At 62.9% G+C, this 19,051-nt stretch carries 16 protein-coding genes; 10 read left to right on the top strand and 6 right to left on the bottom strand.

Annotated features, from left to right (window positions below; translation table 11 throughout):
* Positions 1 to 135 precede the first annotated feature (135 nt).
* The 5 genes from I41_RS22585 (at position 136) to I41_RS22565 (ending at position 6,885) form a co-directional block, all read left to right on the top strand.
* Positions 136 to 2,463, top strand: a complete 2,328-nt coding sequence (locus tag I41_RS22585; RefSeq protein ID WP_145435203.1) for a parallel beta-helix domain-containing protein — start codon at positions 136 to 138, stop codon at positions 2,461 to 2,463.
* Positions 2,464 to 2,623: 160 nt separating this feature from the next.
* Complete coding sequence (locus tag I41_RS22580) at positions 2,624 to 3,097, top strand: Mpo1 family 2-hydroxy fatty acid dioxygenase (RefSeq protein ID WP_145435202.1); 474 nt, start codon at positions 2,624 to 2,626, stop codon at positions 3,095 to 3,097.
* A gap of 229 nt (positions 3,098 to 3,326) precedes the next feature.
* Positions 3,327 to 5,036, top strand: coding sequence for an aldehyde dehydrogenase family protein (locus tag I41_RS22575; protein WP_145435201.1), 1,710 nt, complete (start codon positions 3,327 to 3,329; stop codon positions 5,034 to 5,036).
* Between the two features lie 410 nt (positions 5,037 to 5,446).
* A complete protein-coding gene (locus I41_RS22570; protein WP_168207095.1) occupies positions 5,447 to 6,433 on the top strand; it encodes a DUF1559 domain-containing protein in 987 nt (328 codons plus the stop codon).
* Positions 6,434 to 6,471: 38 nt separating this feature from the next.
* The gene (locus tag I41_RS22565; protein WP_145435199.1) at positions 6,472 to 6,885 is read left to right on the top strand and encodes a hypothetical protein; all 414 of its coding nucleotides are present in this window, start codon (positions 6,472 to 6,474) and stop codon (positions 6,883 to 6,885) included.
* 550 nt (positions 6,886 to 7,435) lie between these two features.
* On the opposite strand, the gene I41_RS22560 is transcribed toward I41_RS22565, so the two are convergent.
* The gene (locus I41_RS22560) at positions 7,436 to 8,710 is read right to left on the bottom strand and encodes a Gfo/Idh/MocA family protein (protein ID WP_168207094.1); all 1,275 of its coding nucleotides are present in this window, start codon (positions 8,708 to 8,710) and stop codon (positions 7,436 to 7,438) included.
* A gap of 535 nt (positions 8,711 to 9,245) precedes the next feature.
* Between I41_RS22560 and I41_RS27515 the strand changes: the two genes are divergently transcribed.
* The 4 genes from I41_RS27515 to I41_RS22545 all read left to right on the top strand — a co-directional run bounded on the left by I41_RS27515 (position 9,246) and on the right by I41_RS22545 (position 15,899).
* Positions 9,246 to 9,413: a hypothetical protein gene (locus tag I41_RS27515; protein WP_168207093.1), complete on the top strand. Its 168-nt coding sequence runs from the start codon at positions 9,246 to 9,248 to the stop codon at positions 9,411 to 9,413.
* A gap of 209 nt (positions 9,414 to 9,622) precedes the next feature.
* Positions 9,623 to 10,135 (top strand): hypothetical protein, encoded by a 513-nt coding sequence (locus I41_RS22555; RefSeq protein WP_145435197.1) that lies wholly within the window; start codon positions 9,623 to 9,625, stop codon positions 10,133 to 10,135.
* Positions 10,136 to 10,255: 120 nt separating this feature from the next.
* Positions 10,256 to 14,164, top strand: a complete 3,909-nt coding sequence (locus I41_RS22550; RefSeq protein ID WP_145435196.1) for a PAS domain S-box protein — start codon at positions 10,256 to 10,258, stop codon at positions 14,162 to 14,164.
* Between the two features lie 274 nt (positions 14,165 to 14,438).
* Entirely contained in the window at positions 14,439 to 15,899 is a 1,461-nt protein-coding gene (locus tag I41_RS22545; RefSeq protein WP_145435195.1) for a sigma-54-dependent transcriptional regulator, read from the top strand.
* 12 nt (positions 15,900 to 15,911) lie between these two features.
* Here the strand turns inward: I41_RS22545 and I41_RS22540 are convergent, their stop codons facing one another.
* The 5 genes from I41_RS22540 to I41_RS22520 all read right to left on the bottom strand — a co-directional run bounded on the left by I41_RS22540 (position 15,912) and on the right by I41_RS22520 (position 18,041).
* Complete coding sequence (locus tag I41_RS22540) at positions 15,912 to 16,118, bottom strand: hypothetical protein (RefSeq protein ID WP_145435194.1); 207 nt, start codon at positions 16,116 to 16,118, stop codon at positions 15,912 to 15,914.
* A 36-nt stretch (positions 16,119 to 16,154) separates the two neighbouring features.
* On the bottom strand, positions 16,155 to 16,601 hold the full coding sequence (locus I41_RS22535; RefSeq protein ID WP_145435193.1) for a phage holin family protein: 447 nt from the start codon (positions 16,599 to 16,601) through the stop codon (positions 16,155 to 16,157).
* A 213-nt stretch (positions 16,602 to 16,814) separates the two neighbouring features.
* Positions 16,815 to 17,285, bottom strand: a complete 471-nt coding sequence (locus I41_RS22530) for a hypothetical protein (RefSeq protein ID WP_145435192.1) — start codon at positions 17,283 to 17,285, stop codon at positions 16,815 to 16,817.
* 91 nt (positions 17,286 to 17,376) lie between these two features.
* A complete protein-coding gene (locus tag I41_RS22525) occupies positions 17,377 to 17,550 on the bottom strand; it encodes a DUF1328 domain-containing protein (RefSeq protein ID WP_145435191.1) in 174 nt (57 codons plus the stop codon).
* Between the two features lie 68 nt (positions 17,551 to 17,618).
* A complete protein-coding gene (locus I41_RS22520) occupies positions 17,619 to 18,041 on the bottom strand; it encodes a CsbD family protein (protein WP_145435190.1) in 423 nt (140 codons plus the stop codon).
* A 634-nt stretch (positions 18,042 to 18,675) separates the two neighbouring features.
* Here I41_RS22520 and I41_RS22515 point away from each other — a divergent pair.
* Positions 18,676 to 19,026 (top strand): BON domain-containing protein, encoded by a 351-nt coding sequence (locus I41_RS22515; protein WP_145435188.1) that lies wholly within the window; start codon positions 18,676 to 18,678, stop codon positions 19,024 to 19,026.
* The last annotated feature ends 25 nt before the right edge of the window (positions 19,027 to 19,051 follow it).

Genomic DNA, 19,051 nt, shown 5'->3' with positions numbered 1-19,051 from the left:
AACGCACGGCGCGCGTCGTCGCCGACGCATCGTTCGGCGAAGATCGACTCGTCTGCTATGCTATGGCTGATCGGCAAACTTTTCGCATTACCTCATTCCAACCGCCGCCCGTTCCCGGGTCGGGAGATTGTATCCATGCGACGTCATCTGATTGGTCTGGCGCTGCTCATTTGCCTCTCAGGACTGGCCAGCTGCCAACGCGCCGCGCCGCCAGTGTCGGCCACCACGGCCGCCCGCACCGAGGGCGACTCCTTTGAGCCCCAGACCTACGTCATCCCGCCCGGCCCGCGCGTCCAGTTCGACCTCCAGGCCCGCGTCATCGACGCCATTCCCGGCGACGTCATTCAGCTCGAAGCCGGCCGCTACGAACTCCAGCGGCAGCTCGACGTCGCCGCCCACAACATCACCATCCGCGGCCGCGGACCCGAAAAAACCATCCTCGCGTTCAAGGGCCAATCCGCCGGCGGCCAGGGGATCGAAGCCACCGGCAACAACTTCACGCTCGAAGGGCTCGCCGTCGAAGACACCGCCGGCAACGCCGTGAAGGTTCTCGGCGCTCGCAACGTCACGATCCGCGACGTGCGGGTTGAATGGACCGGCGAACCGACCTCCGCCAACGGCGCCTACGGCCTCTATCCCGTACAGTGCCAGAACGTGCTGCTCGAAAACTGCACCGCCATCGGGGCCTCCGACGCCGGCCTCTACGTCGGCCAGTGCCGCGGCGTCATCGTCCGCGGTTGCCGCGCCGAGCGCAACGTCGCCGGCATCGAAATCGAAAACACCGTCGGGGCCGACGTATTCGACAACGTCGCCACGAACAACGCCGGCGGGCTCATGGTCTTCGACATGCCGGGTTTGCAGCTCAAAGCGGGCAGCGACATCCGAGTCTTCCGCAACAAGGTCGTCGCCAACAACCACCCCAACTTCGCCGATCCCGGCGCCATCGTCGCCGCCGTTCCCTCGGGCACGGGCGTCATGGTGATGGCGACCGACCGCGTCGAGGTCTTCGACAATCAAATCGAAGACAATCAAACCGCCAGCGTCCTCATCGTCAGCTATCTGGCGATGGATCGCAAAATCAACGACCCCAACTTCGACGCGATTCCTGAGTTCATCTCGGTCCACGGCAATCGCATCGCCGGCGGCGGTCAGAACCCGCAAGGCGCGCTGGCCGAACCCCTCAAGGCCGCGCTCGGCGACAAATTCCCCGACATCATGTGGGACGGCGTCGTCAACTCGGCCACCGCCGCAGCGGGTAACGCCAAGCCCACCATCTATCTCGCCGACAATGGCGCCGCCTCCTACGTCAACTTCAATCTCGCCCAACTCACTCCCGAAAACATCCAAGCCGGCGCCTACAAGCCCGACGTCGACGCCGCGCTCTTAAGCGCCGGCATCGAACCGCTGCCCGAAGTGACGCTCGCGCCTCACGATCCCCCCACGGCCAGCGCCAGCGCCGCCGTCCGCGTCTACCGGTCGCTGCCGCGAAAGCTCTCCGAGCTCGGCCTTTTCGAAGGCCCGCTCGCCGAGCATCGCCCCGCGGCCGGCGTCGTTCTCTACGATCTCAACACGCCCCTGTTCAGCGACTTTGCCGAGAAGCGCCGCTTCATCAAGCTGCCCCCCGGCAAACAGATCGACTATCGCGCCGAGGGGCCGCTCGCTTTCCCTGTCGGCACGGTCATCTCCAAAACCTTTTCCTATCCCCACGACGCGGCCGACCCGAGCAAGGGCGAGCAGATTCTCGAAACGCGCATCGAGCTCTTCAACGAAGATGGTTGGTACGGCGTCACCTACGTCTGGAACGACGAGCAGACCGACGCCGAGCTCGCCCTCGGCGGCAGCGAAGTCGACGTCGACTGGATCCAGGCCGACGGCCGGTCGCGCCACGTCGATTACGTCATCCCCAACGCCAACCAGTGCCTCAACTGCCACGCCCAGGACAAGAAGTTCCTCCCCATCGGCCCGACGGCCCGCAACCTGAATCGCCCCGCGCCGTCCGGCGACGCCAGCGCCCCGGCCGCCGCCGACAATCAACTCGTCGCGCTCGCCCACGCCGGCATGCTCGCCGGCTTGCCCGCCGCCGCCGAGATCCCCACCTTCCCGCGCTTCGACGACCCCCACTCGGCGCCTGCCGACCAGCGCGCCCGCGCCTGGCTCGACGTCAACTGCGCCCACTGTCACAACGCCGTCGGCACGGCCCGCACCTCGGGCCTCGACCTCAGCTGGGACCAGGCCGATCTCGCCAAGCTCGGCGTCTGGAAGGCGCCTGTCGCGGCCGGCCACGGTTCCGGCGGCCGCAAGTACGACGTCATCCCCGGCAAACCCGACGAGTCCATTCTGCTCTTCCGCCTCGAGTCGGAAGACCCGAGCATCATGATGCCCAACGTCGGCCGCCGCCTCGTCAACGAAGACGCCGTCGCCCTGGTGCGCGAGTGGATCGAGAAAATGCCGCCCACCGAGTAACCGCCTCTGCATGCCTGTTCGGTTGCTAAGTCGAAAGTTACTTACCACGGAGGGACAGAGATCACGGAGGGAAATGCAATGAAAAATTTTAGTCCCCCTCCTACGTGCTCTCCGTGTCTCCTTGGTTAAAAGAATAAACGCTCAATTCCGAGAAGATTCGATGCCAGCCAAAACCGCCGACCAGTGGTTTAGCGAGTACGGCGAAAGCCACCACAACCGCACGAACAAAACGCTGCACTGGATCTGCGTCCCCACGATCGCCGCCTGCGTCATTGCCTTCCTCTGGGAACTGCCGACTCCGGCGTTCATGCACCCCATTCCTTTCTTGAATTGGGGCACGATCGTCGTGGCCGCCTCGCTCCTCTTCTACGCCCGCCTCTCCCCGGCCCTGGCCGTCGGCATGCTCGTTTTCTCGCTCGCCGTCGTCGTTGGCATCATCATTTACGAGCGCGTCGGCCCGACGCCCGTCTGGCAACTCGCGCTGGCCCTCTTCATCGCCGCCTGGATCGGCCAGTTCATCGGCCACGCCATCGAAGGCAAACGCCCCTCCTTCTTTCAAGACCTCCAGTTCCTCCTCATCGGTCCCATCTGGATATTAGGCTTTATATATCGAAAATTAGGCATCCCCTACTAGCTGCAGCCCCGGGCTCCGCCCGGGGGTCGGCCACCATTCCGGAAGACGACGCCCCAACGTAGCGCGACTCTCCGGCTCCGAAGCTTATTTAATTGCTATCCCGAATTGCACTTACCACAGAGAACACAGAGGACACAGAGGACACAGAGAAAATAGCGAAAGAGATCGCTCGGCGTCTCCCTTCTTGCTCTCTGTGTTCTCTGTGGTTAAAAGCGAACGAATTCGCCTAATGGCCAACGAATCCAGCATGATGGCAAAGTCTCCACCAGATACGTCAACCGCCGCCGTTGACCAAGCCCTCGCCGACCTGCGACTCGGCGCCCGCCGCCTCGTCGACGCGTCGCTGGCAGAACGCATCGGCTGGTCCGAGGACTGCCTCCGCTCGCTCGCAGCCGTCGCGCACGATTGGGTCGAAGCCGCCTGCCGCGCCAAACGCATTCCCCCCGGCAGCGCCGCCCGCGCCGAGGAAATTCTCGTCGGCCCCGTGTCGGTCGCCCGCTACCTCCGTCTGATCATCGCCACGCTGGCCGAGCTCCGCACTCGCCCCGAACCGCGCCTCCCCGGCCAGCCGCGGCTGCTCCACGGCCAACTCCGCGTCCCCACGTTCCCGACGCGCGAGCTCTACGACGCGCTCCTCTTCCGCGGCGTCATCGCCGAGACTTGGCTCCAGCCCGACGCGACGCCCGAGCAGCTCTGTGGCGACGCCCCCGCGCGCCTCGCTCGGCGCACCACGCCCCCGCCCCAGATAGCCCTGGTGCTCGGCGCCGGCAACGTCTCGGCCATCCCCGCCACCGACGCCCTCACCAAGATATTGCAGGGCGACGCCGCCGTCCTGCTCAAGATGAATCCCGTCAACGACTACCTTGGGCCATATTTCGAGCAGTCGTTCGCCCCCTTGATCGCCGCCGGCGTCCTGCGCATCGTCTACGGCGGCGCCGACGTTGGCGCGTACGCGGTCCACCACCCGCAGGTCGATGCGGTCCACATCACCGGGTCGACCGCGTCGCACGACGCCATCGTCTGGGGCGCCGATCCGGCGGAGCGCCAGCGCCGCCAACTCGCCAACGACCCGCTCGTCACGAAGCCCGTCACCAGCGAGCTCGGCAACGTCACCCCCTGGGCCATTGTCCCAGGCGCTTACTCCAACGCACAGTTGCAATCGCAAGCCGAAAGCATCGCCGCGTCGATCGCCAATAACGCCTCGTTCAACTGCATCGCCACGAAGATGGTGATCACCTCGCGGCATTGGCCGCAGCGCGGGCAATTCCTCGATCTCATCTCGTCAATTCTCGCCAGCATCCCCCCCCGTTACGCCTACTACCCCGGCGCGCCGGAGCGCTTCGCCGAGTTCGGCGGCGGCGCCGCGCCTCCCGACGAGCAGGGCCGCCTCCCCTGGCTCCTCCGCCGCGACGTGACGCCGGACAGCGAACCAATCCTCTTCGAGCGCGAATCGTTCGTTTGCGTCGTCGGCGAAACGGCGCTAGACGCCGGCGCGCCGCTGGAGTTCCTCGACCACGCCGTCGATTTCATGAACGACCAACTGTGGGGCACGCTCGCCGCAGGTCTCACCGTTCCCGACGACTTACGCCGCCAACGCCCCGCCGAACTCGACGCCGCCCTTCGCCGCCTGCGGTACGGCACGATTGGCGTCAACCAGTGGCCTGGCCTCGGATACGCCCTCATGTCGCCCCCCTGGGGCGCCTTTCCCGGCGCCGATCTCGCCGACGTGCAAAGCGGCATCGGCTTCGTCCACAACACCTGCCTGCTCGACCGTCCGCAGAAGACCGTGCTCCGCGCCCCGCTGACGATGTTCCCCAAACCGAGCTGGTTCTCCACTCACCGCCGCCCTGAAGCCCTCGCCTGGAAGCTTTGCGACCTCTACTGCCAGCCCTCGATCTGGAAACTCCCCGGCCTGTTCAACCAGGCCCTCCGAGGCTAGCGGAGACGGACGCTACGCATCACTGAAGCTCGCTCGAAGTCGTAAAGCTCCCCCGGCGCCCGACGCGAATCGTAGCGCGCCGCTGCGCAAACGATGATGTGACGGCGCCGCCAAGTGGGCAGCGCGTTCTGCCGCCAGATAAATCGTGATCAGACCCCTGGTTCTTTTGACACCCTGTCACGTTTGTCGCTATAAAAAGATAGGCTGCTGCGGCAGGACCTTAGCGTTCGTCCCAGGCTCGATCGGGCTTGGCAGAGATCGCCGCCTCGGCTGGCCAGCTTTTCTCACGCCGATGTTCACTGTTGACCGGACGACTGCCCGTTTTGGTCGGGCACACGGAGTCACCTGAGTTCGCGATGAACGCACTCGCCTCCCTTCAGCAACGTTGGCCAACAGGAGTCTTACCCTCGATGGCATCGACGCCCTCAATCAAGGTTTGGCACATGATGCACCACTGGACCGCCCCTCGCCGCCGACGCCGCGCCTTCACGCTGGTCGAGCTGCTGGTCGTCATCGCCATCATCGGCGTCCTGGTGGCACTGCTCCTCCCCGCCGTGCAGGCCGCCCGCGAAGCCGCCCGCCGCTCCCAGTGCGTCAACAACCTGAAGCAGTGGGGGCTCGCGATGCAGATGTATCACGATGCCAACGACCAACTGCCCGTCGCCGCGACGGTGAAGCCGCGGCAAACCTACGTCATGCGCATTTGGCCTTACATCGAGCAGGCGGCGATGTCCCAACGGAATGATCTCAAGCTTGAGTTCTACAATCCGCCGGTGACGATTCACAACACGATGAACGGGTTGGGGGGGCAGGCGCTGGCGATGTACAACTGCCCCAGTGACTTCGGCGTTGATCAAACTTCTGGGACCTATCAACGCCGTCGCGGCAACTACATGGTCAATTGGGGCAATGTGACTTTCGGCGGGACGGGAGCGACCCTCCTCGACAAGGTTCAGACCGGCTTCGCGCCCTTTTCCAATATTGATTGCAAACGAGAAACGCCGCGCATCGTCAAGTTCTCAGCCATCACGGACGGGCTAAGCAATACCTTGATGATGTCGGAATACCTCAAAGCCCAAAGCTCCGACGATAATGATTGGCGCGGCGACATTCATAACGACGAAGGGGTCTTCCGCTTTCACACGATTGAATCGCCCAATTCCACAGTGGCCGACGTCATCGCCAACGGCTGGTTTCAGAACACCAACGATCCCCTCATGCCGGCGGTCGCGGGTTCGTTCGAGCGCCAAAAGAATGCAGCGCGCAGCCGCCACGCCGGCGGCGTTAACGCCCTTCATTGCGACGCCTCGGTAGCCTTCTACAGCGATGGCACGTCGCCTAACGCGTGGAAAGCACTCGGCACGATGGACGGCGCCGAAGTCGAGTCGGCCAACTGAATCCTGTTCATTTTCTCTTCGTGGAGCGTCGCATCCGCATGTCGTCCATTCGCCTAGGCTCCGTCGCCTCTCTTGTTATTGCCGCGTCCTTCGCGCTTGGCTGCAGCGGCCAGGACCCCAATCGCGGCCAAATCACCGGACTGGTGGAAGTCGACGGCCAGCCCGCGGCCAAGGGCGCCATCGCGTTCACTCCTGTCGACGGTAATTCGCCTGCAAGCGGCGGTGACATCGTTGACGGGCGGTACACGGTGAATGCCTTCACCGGACCTTCTAAAGTGGCTATTCGAGTCCCAAAAGTCGTCGGGCAGCGCAAGTTGTACGACACGCCCGACAGCCCGATCCAATCGGTCATGGAAGAATCGCTCCCGCCGCAGTTTAACGACGAGACGACCCTCACCTACGACGTAAAACCCGGCCCCAACGAGCAAAACTTCTCACTCAAAACGAAATAGCCGCGGGGCAGCTTTCTTCGGAACGGGGCGAATAGGGAACCCGCCTACCGCGCGTCAATTCCCCCTTCTTGGCCGCGCCTGCGCGCCAAAAATTCTCGCCGTTTTTGCGTCGCTTTTGGCCACCTCCTCTGCTAGGTTGGCAAGCGACCTATCTGTGCGCACGTTCACTTCCGGCGAGTCGAATACCATCAACGGCGCAACCCAGACCGAGAAAAGCGACCGTCATCGTCGGCTTCTCTGTGGCCTCTGTGCTCTCTGTGGTAAATGCACTTCATGACTGCCGTTGGACGAGCCTCGCTGCATTCTGTCCGTCATGATCGGACAAAACCTTACGTCAATCGCCGCGATGAACAACCACGACAAAGCCCGAGCCCGCCGTGCGTCTCGTCCGACGCAAGTGCCGCGGCCACCCAGGTTTTGTACCCTCCGCGGCGGTTTCACCCGCAGACAAAACGCAGCGCAACCCCAACCCCGCACCCTCTACGTCGGACTGGTCGCTTCAGCGACCAGTCCCGCCCCGCCAAACCGCCCCAGCCCGCGCGATGGCCGCTCAAACCACCGGCAACTCGTACCCCTTGCGCCGCGGCCGCTCGAGCAGCTGGCTCGCTTCGGCGTCGTCGGGGAACGTTTCAGCGACCGGATCCCACTTCAGTCGACGGCCCGTCTGCCGCGCGATGTTCAGCAAGTGACAGACGCTGATCGAGCGATGACCGATCTCGACGTCGGCGTTGGGGAGTTCCCGCGTGCGGATGCAGTCGAGCCAGTTCTGAATATGCGGCCGGGCGATCCAGCCGTCTCCCTCCCACTTGGCCTGCACCGCCGGGGCGGGGGCGTCCTTCACGAAGTCGGGCGGGTTCGTGGCGAACTTGTTGCGGTTGATCTCCATCTTGCAATCTTCCCCGACGAAGATGCCGCCCCCCATGGGACCGGTGTTTTCCAGTTCGAAGCTCACCTCGACGCCGTCGTCGTACTTCATGGCGACCTTGCCGTTGGGGCCCGGTGTCACGGGCCAAAGCTCCACCGGGCCGGTCTGGCTCTTGCCGAGAGCACACTGGATCTGGTCGATGCCGTGAGCCCCCCAGTTGGTCATCTCGCCGCCCGAGTAGTCGCGCCATCCCATCCAGCCAAAGCGGAGGGCTCCGTTGTAGGGTCGCAGCTCGGTCGGACCGCACCAGACGTCCCAGTCGCCCCCTTCGGGAATCGGTTCAGCGGCGAAGGTTTGCATCTCGTTCGGCCCGGTGTAGTTGACTCCCAGGACCTTTTTCAACTTGCCAAGCTTCCCGTCGCGGACCAGCGCACAGCAGAAGTCATTGATCTCCATCGACCGCTGCTGCGAGCCGACCTGGAAGACGCGGCCCAGCTTGCGGGCGGCGTCGACCAGCACGCGACCCTCGCGGACGTACGCGGTGAGCGGCTTCTCGGCGTAGACGTCGAGACCCGCTTGCATCGCCCGCATGCAGGGGAGGGTGCGGCCATGGTCGGGCGTGGCGACCACGACGGCGTCGAGCTTCTCCTTATCGAACATCTCGCGGTAGTCGTGGTAGGCGTTCCACGGCTGCTTCTTCTGGTCGAGCGTTTCGGCGAGGCGTTCGGGAAAGCAGTCCGCGATGGCGACGATGCGCCCCCCTTCGGGGACCTGATCCATCAACTGGCGCGCCCGACCGCCGGTGCCGATGAAGCCGATGACGATCTGGTCGTTCGGCCCCGTGGCGCCGTCGCGGCCCAGGACTCGCGACGGGATGTAAATCGGCAGGGCGATGGCCGAACTGGCGGCCGCGGCGGTTTTAAGGAACGCGCGGCGGGTGGGAGACGAGCGGTGGATCATCTTGAGCTCCGGTCGAGGGGAACGTCGAGCGCCAGCGAGCGGCGCGAAGAGCGGCCTGGGCAGACCCGCATTGTAACCACGCGATCGAACGGAGTGGAGGTTCGGGAACTCGCCGTCGGACAGGTGGCAGGTCGAGGCGGCGGGAACGCGCCACGGCATGCTAGCGACGTGCAGTGGTCGCTGGCGGCGCGACCGCAGCAGGCAAGTAGTTGTTCCAACGAACCGGCGGATTCTCGCGAACAGTCCGCTCGCGATGGCGTAAATCAAAGTGGCGTTCGACGACGATCGCCAGGCGCCAGTTGGCTGGTTGCGATGCGCACCGCGGCGAACTTGCGCTCGCCGCTGCCACACGACCAGTCGGCTGGCGAGGCGGGTCGTCGCCAAATGGAGACGGGGAAAGCGTTTGCGAGGAAAGCCGGTTGCAATTCGAGGCCGGCACGGGGTTTGCTTTCCCAAGTACCCCATGGAAACTCGGCCGAGCTCGCCGTCGAAGACGCGCGAGCCGGAAGTCAAAGCTATTCAGGAGGGAGAAGTCATGAGCCAGAAAACGATCCAAATGCGGGCGGCGGAAATCCGGAGAAGTTGGTCGCGCACCGAGCGCAAGAGTCGGGCTGCGATGGGCGAGCGCCGCTGCTTGGAGCTCTTGTTCCAGGCTGGGTTGGTGCGCCCCTGCGTGGCTGAGATGCGACGCACGCCCGCGTAACGTTCTCATCGAGTTGGTGCTGCCAAGAGCCGGCGGGGCGTTCGCCCCTGGCCGGCTTTTTTGTTTGGGAGTGTGAATTTGTGATACGAGCGCGACGGGCTCAAGTTGGCATGCGTTCTGCTGCTATTTCATATGGGCTAACTCGCCGTTGGCTCCGGACATTGGCGCTTCGCCGTTACAGCACATTCCGGTTTAAGGAGTTGAGAGTCATGGCACAACGAGATTGCGTCATTGCCGTCTTCGAGACATCGGTCGAGGCGCGGGCCACCGCGGCCGACATGCAAGCTCGCGGGTTCGGGCAATATATTTCGGTGATTGGCCGCGACAACGAGGGGCGGCTAGAAGCGGGCGGACCGGTCAATCAGGGCGACGAGATGGAAAAGTCGGCCGCTGTCGGCGCGGCGACGGGCGCGACGCTTGGGTTGTTGGCGAGCAGTGCGCTGCTCGCCATTCCGGGCCTCGGACCGGTGTTGTTCGTCGGCGCCGTGGCGAGCGGCATCACCGGGGGGATCGTGGGCGGGCTGGTGGGAGCGATGACGGGATGGGGTATCAAGGAGGATCATGCGCAGCAGTACGAAGAGGACCTGCGGGCGGGCCGGACGCTGATTATGGCCAAGGGAGATCCCCTGCGATTGGCAGAAATCGAGGAGCACCTCGAAAAATCGCCCGCGATGCGTGTCACGCTCCATGCGGAATCGGCCGACTCCCACGTCGATGCTTAAAGGCGTTCCGCGATCGGCAACTTGTTCGATTGCCCATAGCCTCCGTTACCATGATAATGACGCAGCGAGTCCCCAATCAAAAACCGAATTCGGTCCGTCTCGATCCCTTCAGGCTCACCCATGGAAGGTTCGTCCATTTCCCATGCTCTCAATGAAGCCATGGCGTGGGCGGGCGGTCACCTGGGACGGCTGATCTTCGAACGAGATTGGTCAGGCACGGAACTCGGAGATCCCGCAACCTGGCCGGTGAGCCTGCGAACGGCACTGCGGATGGTGCTCGGTTCGCAACGTCCCCAAGCGATCTGGTGGGGGAGCGACCATGTTCAGTTTTTCAACGATCGCTTTCGCGCTCAGTTCGGTACGTTGCGTCGACTTGAGCCCTTCGCTCCAGCGGCGAGCGCCTGGCACGACGTGTGGGAGGCGGCAGGCGATCGCATTGCGGCCGTGATGGAACGGGGCGAGGGGTGGTCGTCTCCAATCGCAATCGCCGGCATCGACGGTCACGACGGCCCAGGCGCGCTGACGCTGCTGCCGCTCAGCGGCGACAACGGCGAACCCGCGGGATTTTTCTGCGAGTGGTCACTCATCGTGGCGGGCGGCGCGACGCCCGCCAGCGTCGATGCAAAGCCCACGATTGAATCAGCGCTCGAAGAGCGCGAGCTGCGGTACCGGCTCGTGGCCGAGGCGGCCGGCGACTATATCTGGGACTGGGATCTCGCCACCGACCGCGTATCGCGCAACGCTGGCGTGCAGACGCTATTCGGCTACTCGCCTGATGAGATTGGCAACGATCTGTCATGGGGCATTAGCAAAATTCATCCCGATGATCGCGAAGGCGTCATGCGGCAACTCCGCGCAGCGGTTGCGGGCGACCATACGTCATGGGCGGGCGAGTATCGCTTTCAACGCGCAGACGGGACCTTTGCCGACGTGGCAAACCGCGGGCACATCGTGCGCGACGCCAGCGGCAAGGCGATTCGCGTGATCGGCGCCATGCGCGATCTGACGGAATCGCGCAAGCATGAGCAGGCGCTGCGCGACGTGGAACAGCAATTTCGCGCCGTGACGATGAACGCCCCCGTCGCGATTTTTATTAAGGACATCGATGGGCGATACGCCCTAGCCAACCCGTTGGCGGCACAGTCGCTCGGTCGCCCGCGCGGCGTCGTCGGGTTGACGGACTACGACCTCTTGCCGCGCGAGGCGGCTGACGAATTGCGTACTCGCGATCAGGAAGTGATCGCGTCCGGCGCTGCCGTTGAGTTTGAAGAGGTCATTGCCGCGGGAGGAGCCGAGCGGCACTTCTTGGCCGTGAAGTTTCCGTTACGAAACGGCGCCGGCGAGACCGTTGGCGTTGGCGGCGTAGCGGTCGACGTTACCGATCGCAAGCAAGCTCAACAGGCGCTCCGCGAGAGCGAGCGTCGCCTGCTACTGGCGACCCAAACAGGGAAGGTCGGAGTTTGGGCCTGGGACATTGAGGCGAATCGCGTATCGTGGTCGGAGTCGCTGCAAGGGATTCTGGGAGTGACGCCAGGCGATCTGGCCACGGCTATCGAGAGCTTCGAGTCGTTGGTCCACGTCGACGACCGCGAACGCGTGCGCTGGGCGCTGACGAGCGCGATTGCAAGTGATGGGCCGCTGGAACTTGAGTTCCGCGCCATGCGTCCCAGCGGGGAGGTCATGTGGCTCTTCAGTACAGGTTCGGTAATTCGCGAGTCGGGTCGGGCGGTGCGCATGCTCGGGGCAACGCTCGATATTACTGATCGAAAGCGGAGCGAGGAGGCGTTGCGGGGCAGCGAGGAGCGTTTCCGCACGCTAGCGAGTCACGCCCCCGTCGGCATTTTTCAAACCGACTTGGATGGCAACAATTTGTTCGTCAACGAAGGCTGGCGCCAGATGGCGGGCATGTCGCCCGAAGAGGCGCGCGGGACGGGGTGGATGAACGCGATTCACCCCGAAGATCGCGAACGCGTCGCGGCGACGTGGGAACAGTCGTTGGCGGCAGGAGCGCCTTCTGCAGCCGAGTTTCGCTTGATGCGACCAGACGGCTTCGTCACCTGGGTGCAGGGCAATGCGGTGCCGCTGCGCAACGAGCGCGGCCAGAGCATTGGTTACATTGGGACGGTGGCCGACATCACGGCGCGCCAGCAGGGAGAGGCTGCGCTCCGCAACAGCGAACTGATGTACCGCGCCATCGGCGAATCGATCGACTACGGGATTTGGGTCTGCGACGCCGAGGGCCGCAACATTTATTGCAGCGAGTCGTTTCTTAAACTTGTCGGCATGACGCAGGCCGAGTGCTCCGACTTGGGGTGGGCCGACCTGCTCCATCCCGACGACGTTGATCAGACAGTCGCCGCTTGGAAGCAGTGCGTCCAGGCGGGCGAAGCATGGGACGTGGAGCATCGTTTTCGCGGCGTCGACGGTCGTTGGCATCCCGTGCTCGCGCGCGGGGTGCCCGTGCGGAACGAACTCGGCGCCGTCATCGCCTGGGTCGGGATCAATCTGGATATCAGCGAGTTGAAGCGCGTCGAGAGCGAACTCCGCGAGAGCGAGGCGCGGTTCCGCAATATGGCCGACAACGCGCCGGTATTAATTTGGATCCATGGCATTGGCGGTTGCCAATACGTGAATAAGGAGTACATGCGGTTCGTCGGCGCGGAGCTAGACGATCTGCAAGGGATGAACTGGACGCGATTTATCCATCCTGACGAAGCGGATGCGTTTGTGGAAACGTATCGGCAGGCGTTCAAACGTCAGCAACCCGTCGATGCGCAGATTCGCATGCGCCGTGCCGACGGCGAGTACCGCTGGTTGAATCTCAACGGGACGCCGCGATTCCGCGCCGACGGTGCATTCTTGGGCTACGTCGGTTGCTCGGTCGACGTCACTGAGATGAAGGCGTCGGAGAACTCGTTGCGCGAGGCCGATCGACGGAAGGACGACTTCCTGGCCATGCTCGGCCACGAACTGCGGAATCCGTTGGCGGGGATCGTCACCGGGGCGCAGGTGCTGGCGATGCTGAATCTCGACGAAGAGGCGGCCGAGATGCAGGCGGTGATCGCCCGCCAAGCGGCGCAGATGTCACGCATTGTCGACGACCTGCTCGACGTCTCGCGAATCGCGCGCGGCAAGTTGCGCCTGCGTCGTCAAAGCGTGAACTTGCGCGAGCTGTTGCATGATACGGTCGAGGACTATCGCAAGAGTCGCTCGCTTGACCAGTGTGCGCTAGTGGCTGAAATTCCCGCGGAGGATGTCTGGATTTGGGCGGACGCGGCGCGGTTGGCCCAAGCATTTTCCAATCTTATCCATAATAGTTACAAGTTCGGCGACGGGCCGAACGAGATTACGGTGATCTTAGAACTGACCGAGGGCGCTGAGGCCAGCGTGATCATTCGCGATCGCGGAATCGGGATGAGCAGCGAGACCTTGCAACGGGTGTTTGAGCCGTTCAATCAGGCTGACAACAGCCTGGAACGGAGTCGCGGCGGCTTGGGTCTGGGACTGGCGCTGACCAAGGGCTTGATCGAACTGCACGGGGGCGCCATCCGCGCTGACAGTCGCGGCCTGGGAGAGGGGGCTGAGTTTACCATTATGCTGCCGACGACAAAGCCGCCCCAGGCCGCCGGCCAAGCGCCCGTGGTCAGCGAGTTCGCGCGGCAAGAGCGAATTCTGATTATTGACGACCGTCGCGACGCGATCTTGCCCCTCAACCAAATGCTGAAGATTGACGGGCACACCGTGGCCATCGCGCAGGATGGCGTTTCGGGAGTCGCCACCGCAGCCGAGTTTCAGCCGCGCGTCGTCTTGTGCGACATCGGTTTGCCGGGCGAGATGAATGGCTATGCAGTCTGTCGGGCATTGCGAGCGATGCCCGAGACAGCGTCTGCATACTTAGTCGCGGTGACGGGTTATGGCCACGATGAAGCGAAGCGCGAGGCGAAAGAAGCGGGCTTCGACTATCACGTGACGAAGCCCGTGGGCAAAGCCGTGCTCCGCGAGATGCTGGCCAATCGTCCGCGGCTTTGAGCGCCGGGGGGGAATTTCCGCTAATCGGACCGACGGGGCCATTCCCTCGCCCTGATTCCCCTCCTAGTATTGCTCCGATGTGGCTTTCCCCACGGTAGGACCGGCTGTTCGGCGGCTGCGTTAAGCCTCTTGCTTCGGTAGTCTCGCAAATTTGAGCAGGCAAGATAAAATCGACGGCTTCAATGCTGGTTGTCGTCGCCATTGTGCGCCTAGGGAAATCAGCCGTCGCGAATCGATCCCGTCAGCCCGGCATCAGGGCATGAGAAAGAAATAAATGGCGAGTTTGTTGGTAATTGATGACGACCGCACGGTTCTGTTGCTGGTCAAGAAGGCGTTTGCGGACTCGGATTTGGAGATTCACTGCGCCAGCGATGCCGAGTCGGGAATGGTCGCGCTGCGCGAGCACAAACCCGACGTGTTGTTGCTCGACATTCTCCTTCCCGAGATCTCCGGGATGGAGCTAGCGCGCGAGATTCGCACGATCGATATTCGCTTGCCGGTCATCTTCATCACCGCAACGAACGATAGCGACACGGCTATCGAAGCGATGAAGATGGGGGCGTACGACTACCTCCTCAAACCGCTCGACATCCGCCAAGTCCGCACGCTGGTTGAGCGAGCGCTGGAGACGCGGCGATTGATGAACTCGCCAGTCCGACTGCAGGAAGCTGAGTCGGACTCCGAGGAGAGCGACGTCCTCGTCGGCCGCAGTCCGAAGATGCTGGAGGTCTACAAGCAGATTGGCCGCGTCGCCGCCCAGGACGTGACGGTGCTAATTCGGGGCGAGAGCGGATCGGGTAAAGAGCTCATTGCGCGCGCCTTGTATCAACACAGCCACCGGAACGGTCAGTGCTTTATGGCGGTCAACTGCGCCGCGCTGACCGACACGTTGCTGGAAAGCGAACTGTTCGGTCACGAGAAAGGGGCGTTCACCGGCGCGGACCGGCGACATATTGGTCGCTTCGAGCAATGCAACGGCGGCACGATTTTCCTGGACGAGGTCGGCGACATGTCGCCGGCCACGCAAAGCAAAGTCCTGCGCCTGCTGCAGGAGCAGAAATTCGAGCGGGTTGGCGGACACGATACCATTTCGGTCGACGTGCGCCTGATTTCCGCGACGAACCGCGACCTTGAGCAGATGATCGAACAGAACGAGTTCCGCCTTGATCTGTTCCACCGATTGAACGGATTCGAGATCCAGTTGCCGCCGTTGCGCGAACGTTCTGGAGACTTGAAGTTGCTGCTCGATCACTTCTTGAAGCGCTTCAATACTCAACTGAATAAGAACATTACCAGCATCTCGGCGGAAGCGCTTGAGCTCATGGAGAAGTACCCGTGGCCCGGCAACATCCGTGAAATGCAGGGAGCTGTCCGGCGCGCCATGCTCATGGCGACGGGGCCGACGATTGTGCCGGAACTATTGCCGAAAGACATTCTCGAGTATCTGCAGCCGGGCTCTGCACCGCGGCGTTCCGCGGGCAGCAGATCGAGCGACGAGGGAGGCTCGGTCGACCTCGCGGAGTTTCTGGACGACCGAATGTCTTCGGGATCAGAGAACGTCTATCAGGAATCGTTGCAATTCATGGAGCGATACCTGCTCACGCGCGTGCTGCGGGAGACGCAAGGCAATCAGTCGAAGGCGGCGCTGCGGCTCGGAATTACACGAGGCAGTTTACGCAATAAGATGCGCGAACTCGGCATCCAGGTCGGCCAGGTGGTCGAGCCGGGCGAGTAGCCAGCGCGTTGCTCACCACGGCTTGATCTTCCAACCCAAGACGAAGCCGATGCCGAACGCCCAGAGAGCCACTACTTCGGGCCGCTCGCGGGCGTACTCGCGGAAAAAAGTCACTGCTGACTCGCATGCATCCGCCCCTTGCATGCTTGAAGGGTTGGCGCCCTGATGCGTTTGCCAACTGGCGGGCTCGGCGTGCGTTTGATAGCCGGTAGGTGACATCGACGGGTCTCCTGCGAATCGAGATGGATAGTCTGCTCAGTCGAGATTGCCAGCCGGAGCGCTGCGCAGCGTTTCCTTCAGCCACTGAAGATTCTTGCGGAGTTCGGTGCGAAATCGCTGCAAGACGCGGCGATCGCGCTTCACCAGCCAGAAGCCGACGCCGGCCGAAGCGGCCGCTAGCAGCAGTCCGATCAGCGTGGCGGTCATCATGGCGCCCCACAGGGGAAGTTCGGTCTTCGCCGCCAGCAGGAACCCAACGCTGACCAATGCGACAGGCGCCGTGGCCAGCAGGATGATAGCGGCCCCTAGCAGCGCGGCCAGCGGGCGAATGAAGCTGTGCAGCCATTCGCGCAGATCAACTTGCAGCAACTCGGCTTGCAGTTCCATCAACGTGATCACGTCACTGCCCAGTTGCCGCACGCTGCGACCCATCGAGCGCGCCGGTGCTGGCGACTCCGCGGTAGTTGCCCGATTGCCGTTCATCGCTTGACCCACTTTCCGACAAGGAGACCAACGGCGAACGCAGCCCCGATGGCGATTGCGGGATGCGAAGCTAGGGATCGCGTCGCCCGTTGCATGAAGCTCTCTGACGCGGAAAAATTCGCGACGGCCTCATCGACGGCGGCCGCCGCCGACCGGACCCGGGATTCGGCTTGTTCTGTGCGAAAATGATTTTGTAGCCGGTTGTGCATCGATTTACCGCGGGATATTGAGTTCCTCGAACGTCTGCTCGACGTCATGGTCATGGTCTGCGGCTGGCGACGTTTTACCGCCGAAGAGCGACGCCCAATCTCCGCCCGAGGCGAGTCTCGACTGCGCGAAGTTAAGCGCCGTTCGAACTAAAAACGGCGTTGCAATGCCGGCGACAGTTTTCAGTATGCCAGCGGGCGGTCCTTCGACTGAGATGCCGCGAACATGGTGCTTCTTCAGCAACTCGATCAACTCTTGCGTCTCGTCGTTGCCGCCCGCACGGCCGGGGTTCTTACGCGGAATCAAGAGGAACCCCAACCCGGCAGCGGCTCCGGCGAGGATAAGCGGGTGGTTTTTTACATAGTAGCGCCAGTCGGAAAGCGTCTTCGCCGATTGGACGATCGTTTCGACCTCTGCGCCAGCGGTCCTTCGGATGGCTTCCATGCGTCGGCAGATGTCGTCAGCTGAATTATCCATCGATTGCATACGCACTTACTGGAGTCGGAGCGGCGCCGATCGCGGCCTCAGGCGTCCCTGAAGCCGCGGCTGCGCTTGTCGAGCATTCCACTTAGACCGGCGGGCGGCCACGAAAAGCGCTGGCCACGGCGCTGATCAAAAATAGCACAATAAACACGAAAAAGAGGATTTGCGCAAAACTGACAAAACTGCCGGCAAGACCGCCAAATCCGAGCAAAGCGGCGATTAACGCCAGAATCAGCATGGTTACGGCAAGGGATAGCATGGCTCTTCTCCTAACCTACAAGTCGTTAACACGGTCATTGTCATTGAGTAATTGAAATCCACGGGAACCTATCGCGACCTCATCACGAGGCCGAGCACCACGCCAGTAATCAGGCCAGCGCCAAAGCCGACGGCAAGCGATTCGATGGGCCGCTGCTGGATCATGCGCTCCGTTTGCACATACCCACCACGGACGGCGTCGCCTGCGCGGCCCCGCACATCACCGAGCGACTCGGCAGCTGTGCCCGCGTAGCCGCGAACCGCCTCGGCCACCTTGCTGACGCCCGAGGCCCCGCCCGAGGCGACTTCCGACAGGTACTGTTCGACGCGCTCGCGCGCTTCGCCTGTCTTCTTCTGGATCATCCCGACCAACTGGTCGACGCTGCCACGGGCTTTTTGGAGGTCGTCGTTAGAGAGCTCGCCCCAACGTTCATGCAGCTTCCCTTTGATCTCGTTCCAATTGCCTTCCAGCGTTTGTTGATTAAATGCCATCACAACTCCCTCTCATGAATTGGTGTCGTATGTCGTACCCGACCGCCGAGCTGTTTTCGCTCAAGGGCGATGGCAATTACATGTTGCAATGTGCGTGCCAGAGTTGAGAAGACGCACAACCGGGTGGATCAGCGGCTATACGTTATTGATCTGGCCATGTGCAAGGCGGCCTAGTCTTGAAGCGGCTGCGAGCCGTGCAACTGTGTTGGCGGCTACCAACTAATGGCGAAGCTGATCGATGAGAGACCACCTGGCGTCTTCAACGCGGCTTTCCGCCGAAGGCGTTACGCATCGCCATCCTCGCTGGTGCGATCGGTGCTGGTGGAAAAGTCCCGAGAAATGACAGCATCGAGTGCCCGCCGGGATCCTTGTCGGCTGCGAGCCTCGTCGGCACTCCGAATGGCACGGTGAATGCAGCCTTCATCTCCCGTGAAAATAGTCAGGAGGCAGAGTCGCTCCTGTGTTAACAGAAATCCGCCGTTGATGGCGCTAAGTCCACGGAAGCGCCGACGGGCGAAAAACCATCCCGGTGACGGTGACGTTGTTCTGGTGTCCGCAACGTCGCCAAGCAGGGAGGGTTGTCGCCCGTCGGCTGTTTTTGCGTGCAGCGCCACCGCGCCAACCTATATCAGAAATGCCAAACGCTGCCTCCAATCACCCCACTCAATCGCCCGCTCCGGCCCGCTCGATTCATGAAGCGGATTGCATTCCAAGTCGTCAACGCTCGCCGTCAGCTCGCCGCGCAGCCGACAGCTCACCCTTAGTTGATCGCGGCATTGAGCGGACGAACGACCGCGTGCGCGAAGCGCTCTTGGCATTGGGCTACCCATCGCTGGCAGCCATTGACTGTCACGTCGCCAGCGGCCGCGTCATTCTCTCGGGAGCCGTGCGGAGTTATCATTTGAAGCAGATGGCCCAAGTGGTTGCCCTGCGAGTCGCCGGGCCCGGGCGAGTCGACAATCGGGTCGTCGTTACCTCTCTCTAGGAATCGTCGGCGTCGCTCGCCGACG

Origin of the sequence: Lacipirellula limnantheis (assembly GCF_007746075.1) — a bacterium.
Classification (GTDB): domain Bacteria; phylum Planctomycetota; class Planctomycetia; order Pirellulales; family Lacipirellulaceae; genus Lacipirellula; species Lacipirellula limnantheis.
Note: the sequence above shows the minus strand (reverse complement) of the source record. Positions and strands in the feature narration are given on the sequence as shown.

Bases quoted from the DNA above. Each gene is read 5' to 3' on its own strand.
- I41_RS22515 (WP_145435188.1), top strand. From the start codon at position 18,676: ATGCCAAACGCTGCCTCCAATCACCCCACTCAATCGCCCGCTCCGGCC.
- I41_RS22545 (WP_145435195.1), top strand. From the start codon at position 14,439: ATGGCGAGTTTGTTGGTAATTGATGACGACCGCACGGTTCTGTTGCTG.
- I41_RS22550 (WP_145435196.1), top strand. From the start codon at position 10,256: ATGGAAGGTTCGTCCATTTCCCATGCTCTCAATGAAGCCATGGCGTGG.
- I41_RS22525 (WP_145435191.1), bottom strand. From the start codon at position 17,550: ATGCTATCCCTTGCCGTAACCATGCTGATTCTGGCGTTAATCGCCGCT.
- I41_RS22585 (WP_145435203.1), top strand. From the start codon at position 136: ATGCGACGTCATCTGATTGGTCTGGCGCTGCTCATTTGCCTCTCAGGA.
- I41_RS22555 (WP_145435197.1), top strand. From the start codon at position 9,623: ATGGCACAACGAGATTGCGTCATTGCCGTCTTCGAGACATCGGTCGAG.
- I41_RS22570 (WP_168207095.1), top strand. From the start codon at position 5,447: ATGGCATCGACGCCCTCAATCAAGGTTTGGCACATGATGCACCACTGG.
- I41_RS22560 (WP_168207094.1), bottom strand. From the start codon at position 8,710: ATGATCCACCGCTCGTCTCCCACCCGCCGCGCGTTCCTTAAAACCGCC.
- I41_RS22575 (WP_145435201.1), top strand. From the start codon at position 3,327: ATGGCCAACGAATCCAGCATGATGGCAAAGTCTCCACCAGATACGTCA.
- I41_RS22535 (WP_145435193.1), bottom strand. From the start codon at position 16,601: ATGAACGGCAATCGGGCAACTACCGCGGAGTCGCCAGCACCGGCGCGC.
- I41_RS22530 (WP_145435192.1), bottom strand. From the start codon at position 17,285: ATGGATAATTCAGCTGACGACATCTGCCGACGCATGGAAGCCATCCGA.
- I41_RS22540 (WP_145435194.1), bottom strand. From the start codon at position 16,118: ATGTCACCTACCGGCTATCAAACGCACGCCGAGCCCGCCAGTTGGCAA.
- I41_RS27515 (WP_168207093.1), top strand. From the start codon at position 9,246: ATGAGCCAGAAAACGATCCAAATGCGGGCGGCGGAAATCCGGAGAAGT.
- I41_RS22520 (WP_145435190.1), bottom strand. From the start codon at position 18,041: ATGGCATTTAATCAACAAACGCTGGAAGGCAATTGGAACGAGATCAAA.
- I41_RS22565 (WP_145435199.1), top strand. From the start codon at position 6,472: ATGTCGTCCATTCGCCTAGGCTCCGTCGCCTCTCTTGTTATTGCCGCG.
- I41_RS22580 (WP_145435202.1), top strand. From the start codon at position 2,624: ATGCCAGCCAAAACCGCCGACCAGTGGTTTAGCGAGTACGGCGAAAGC.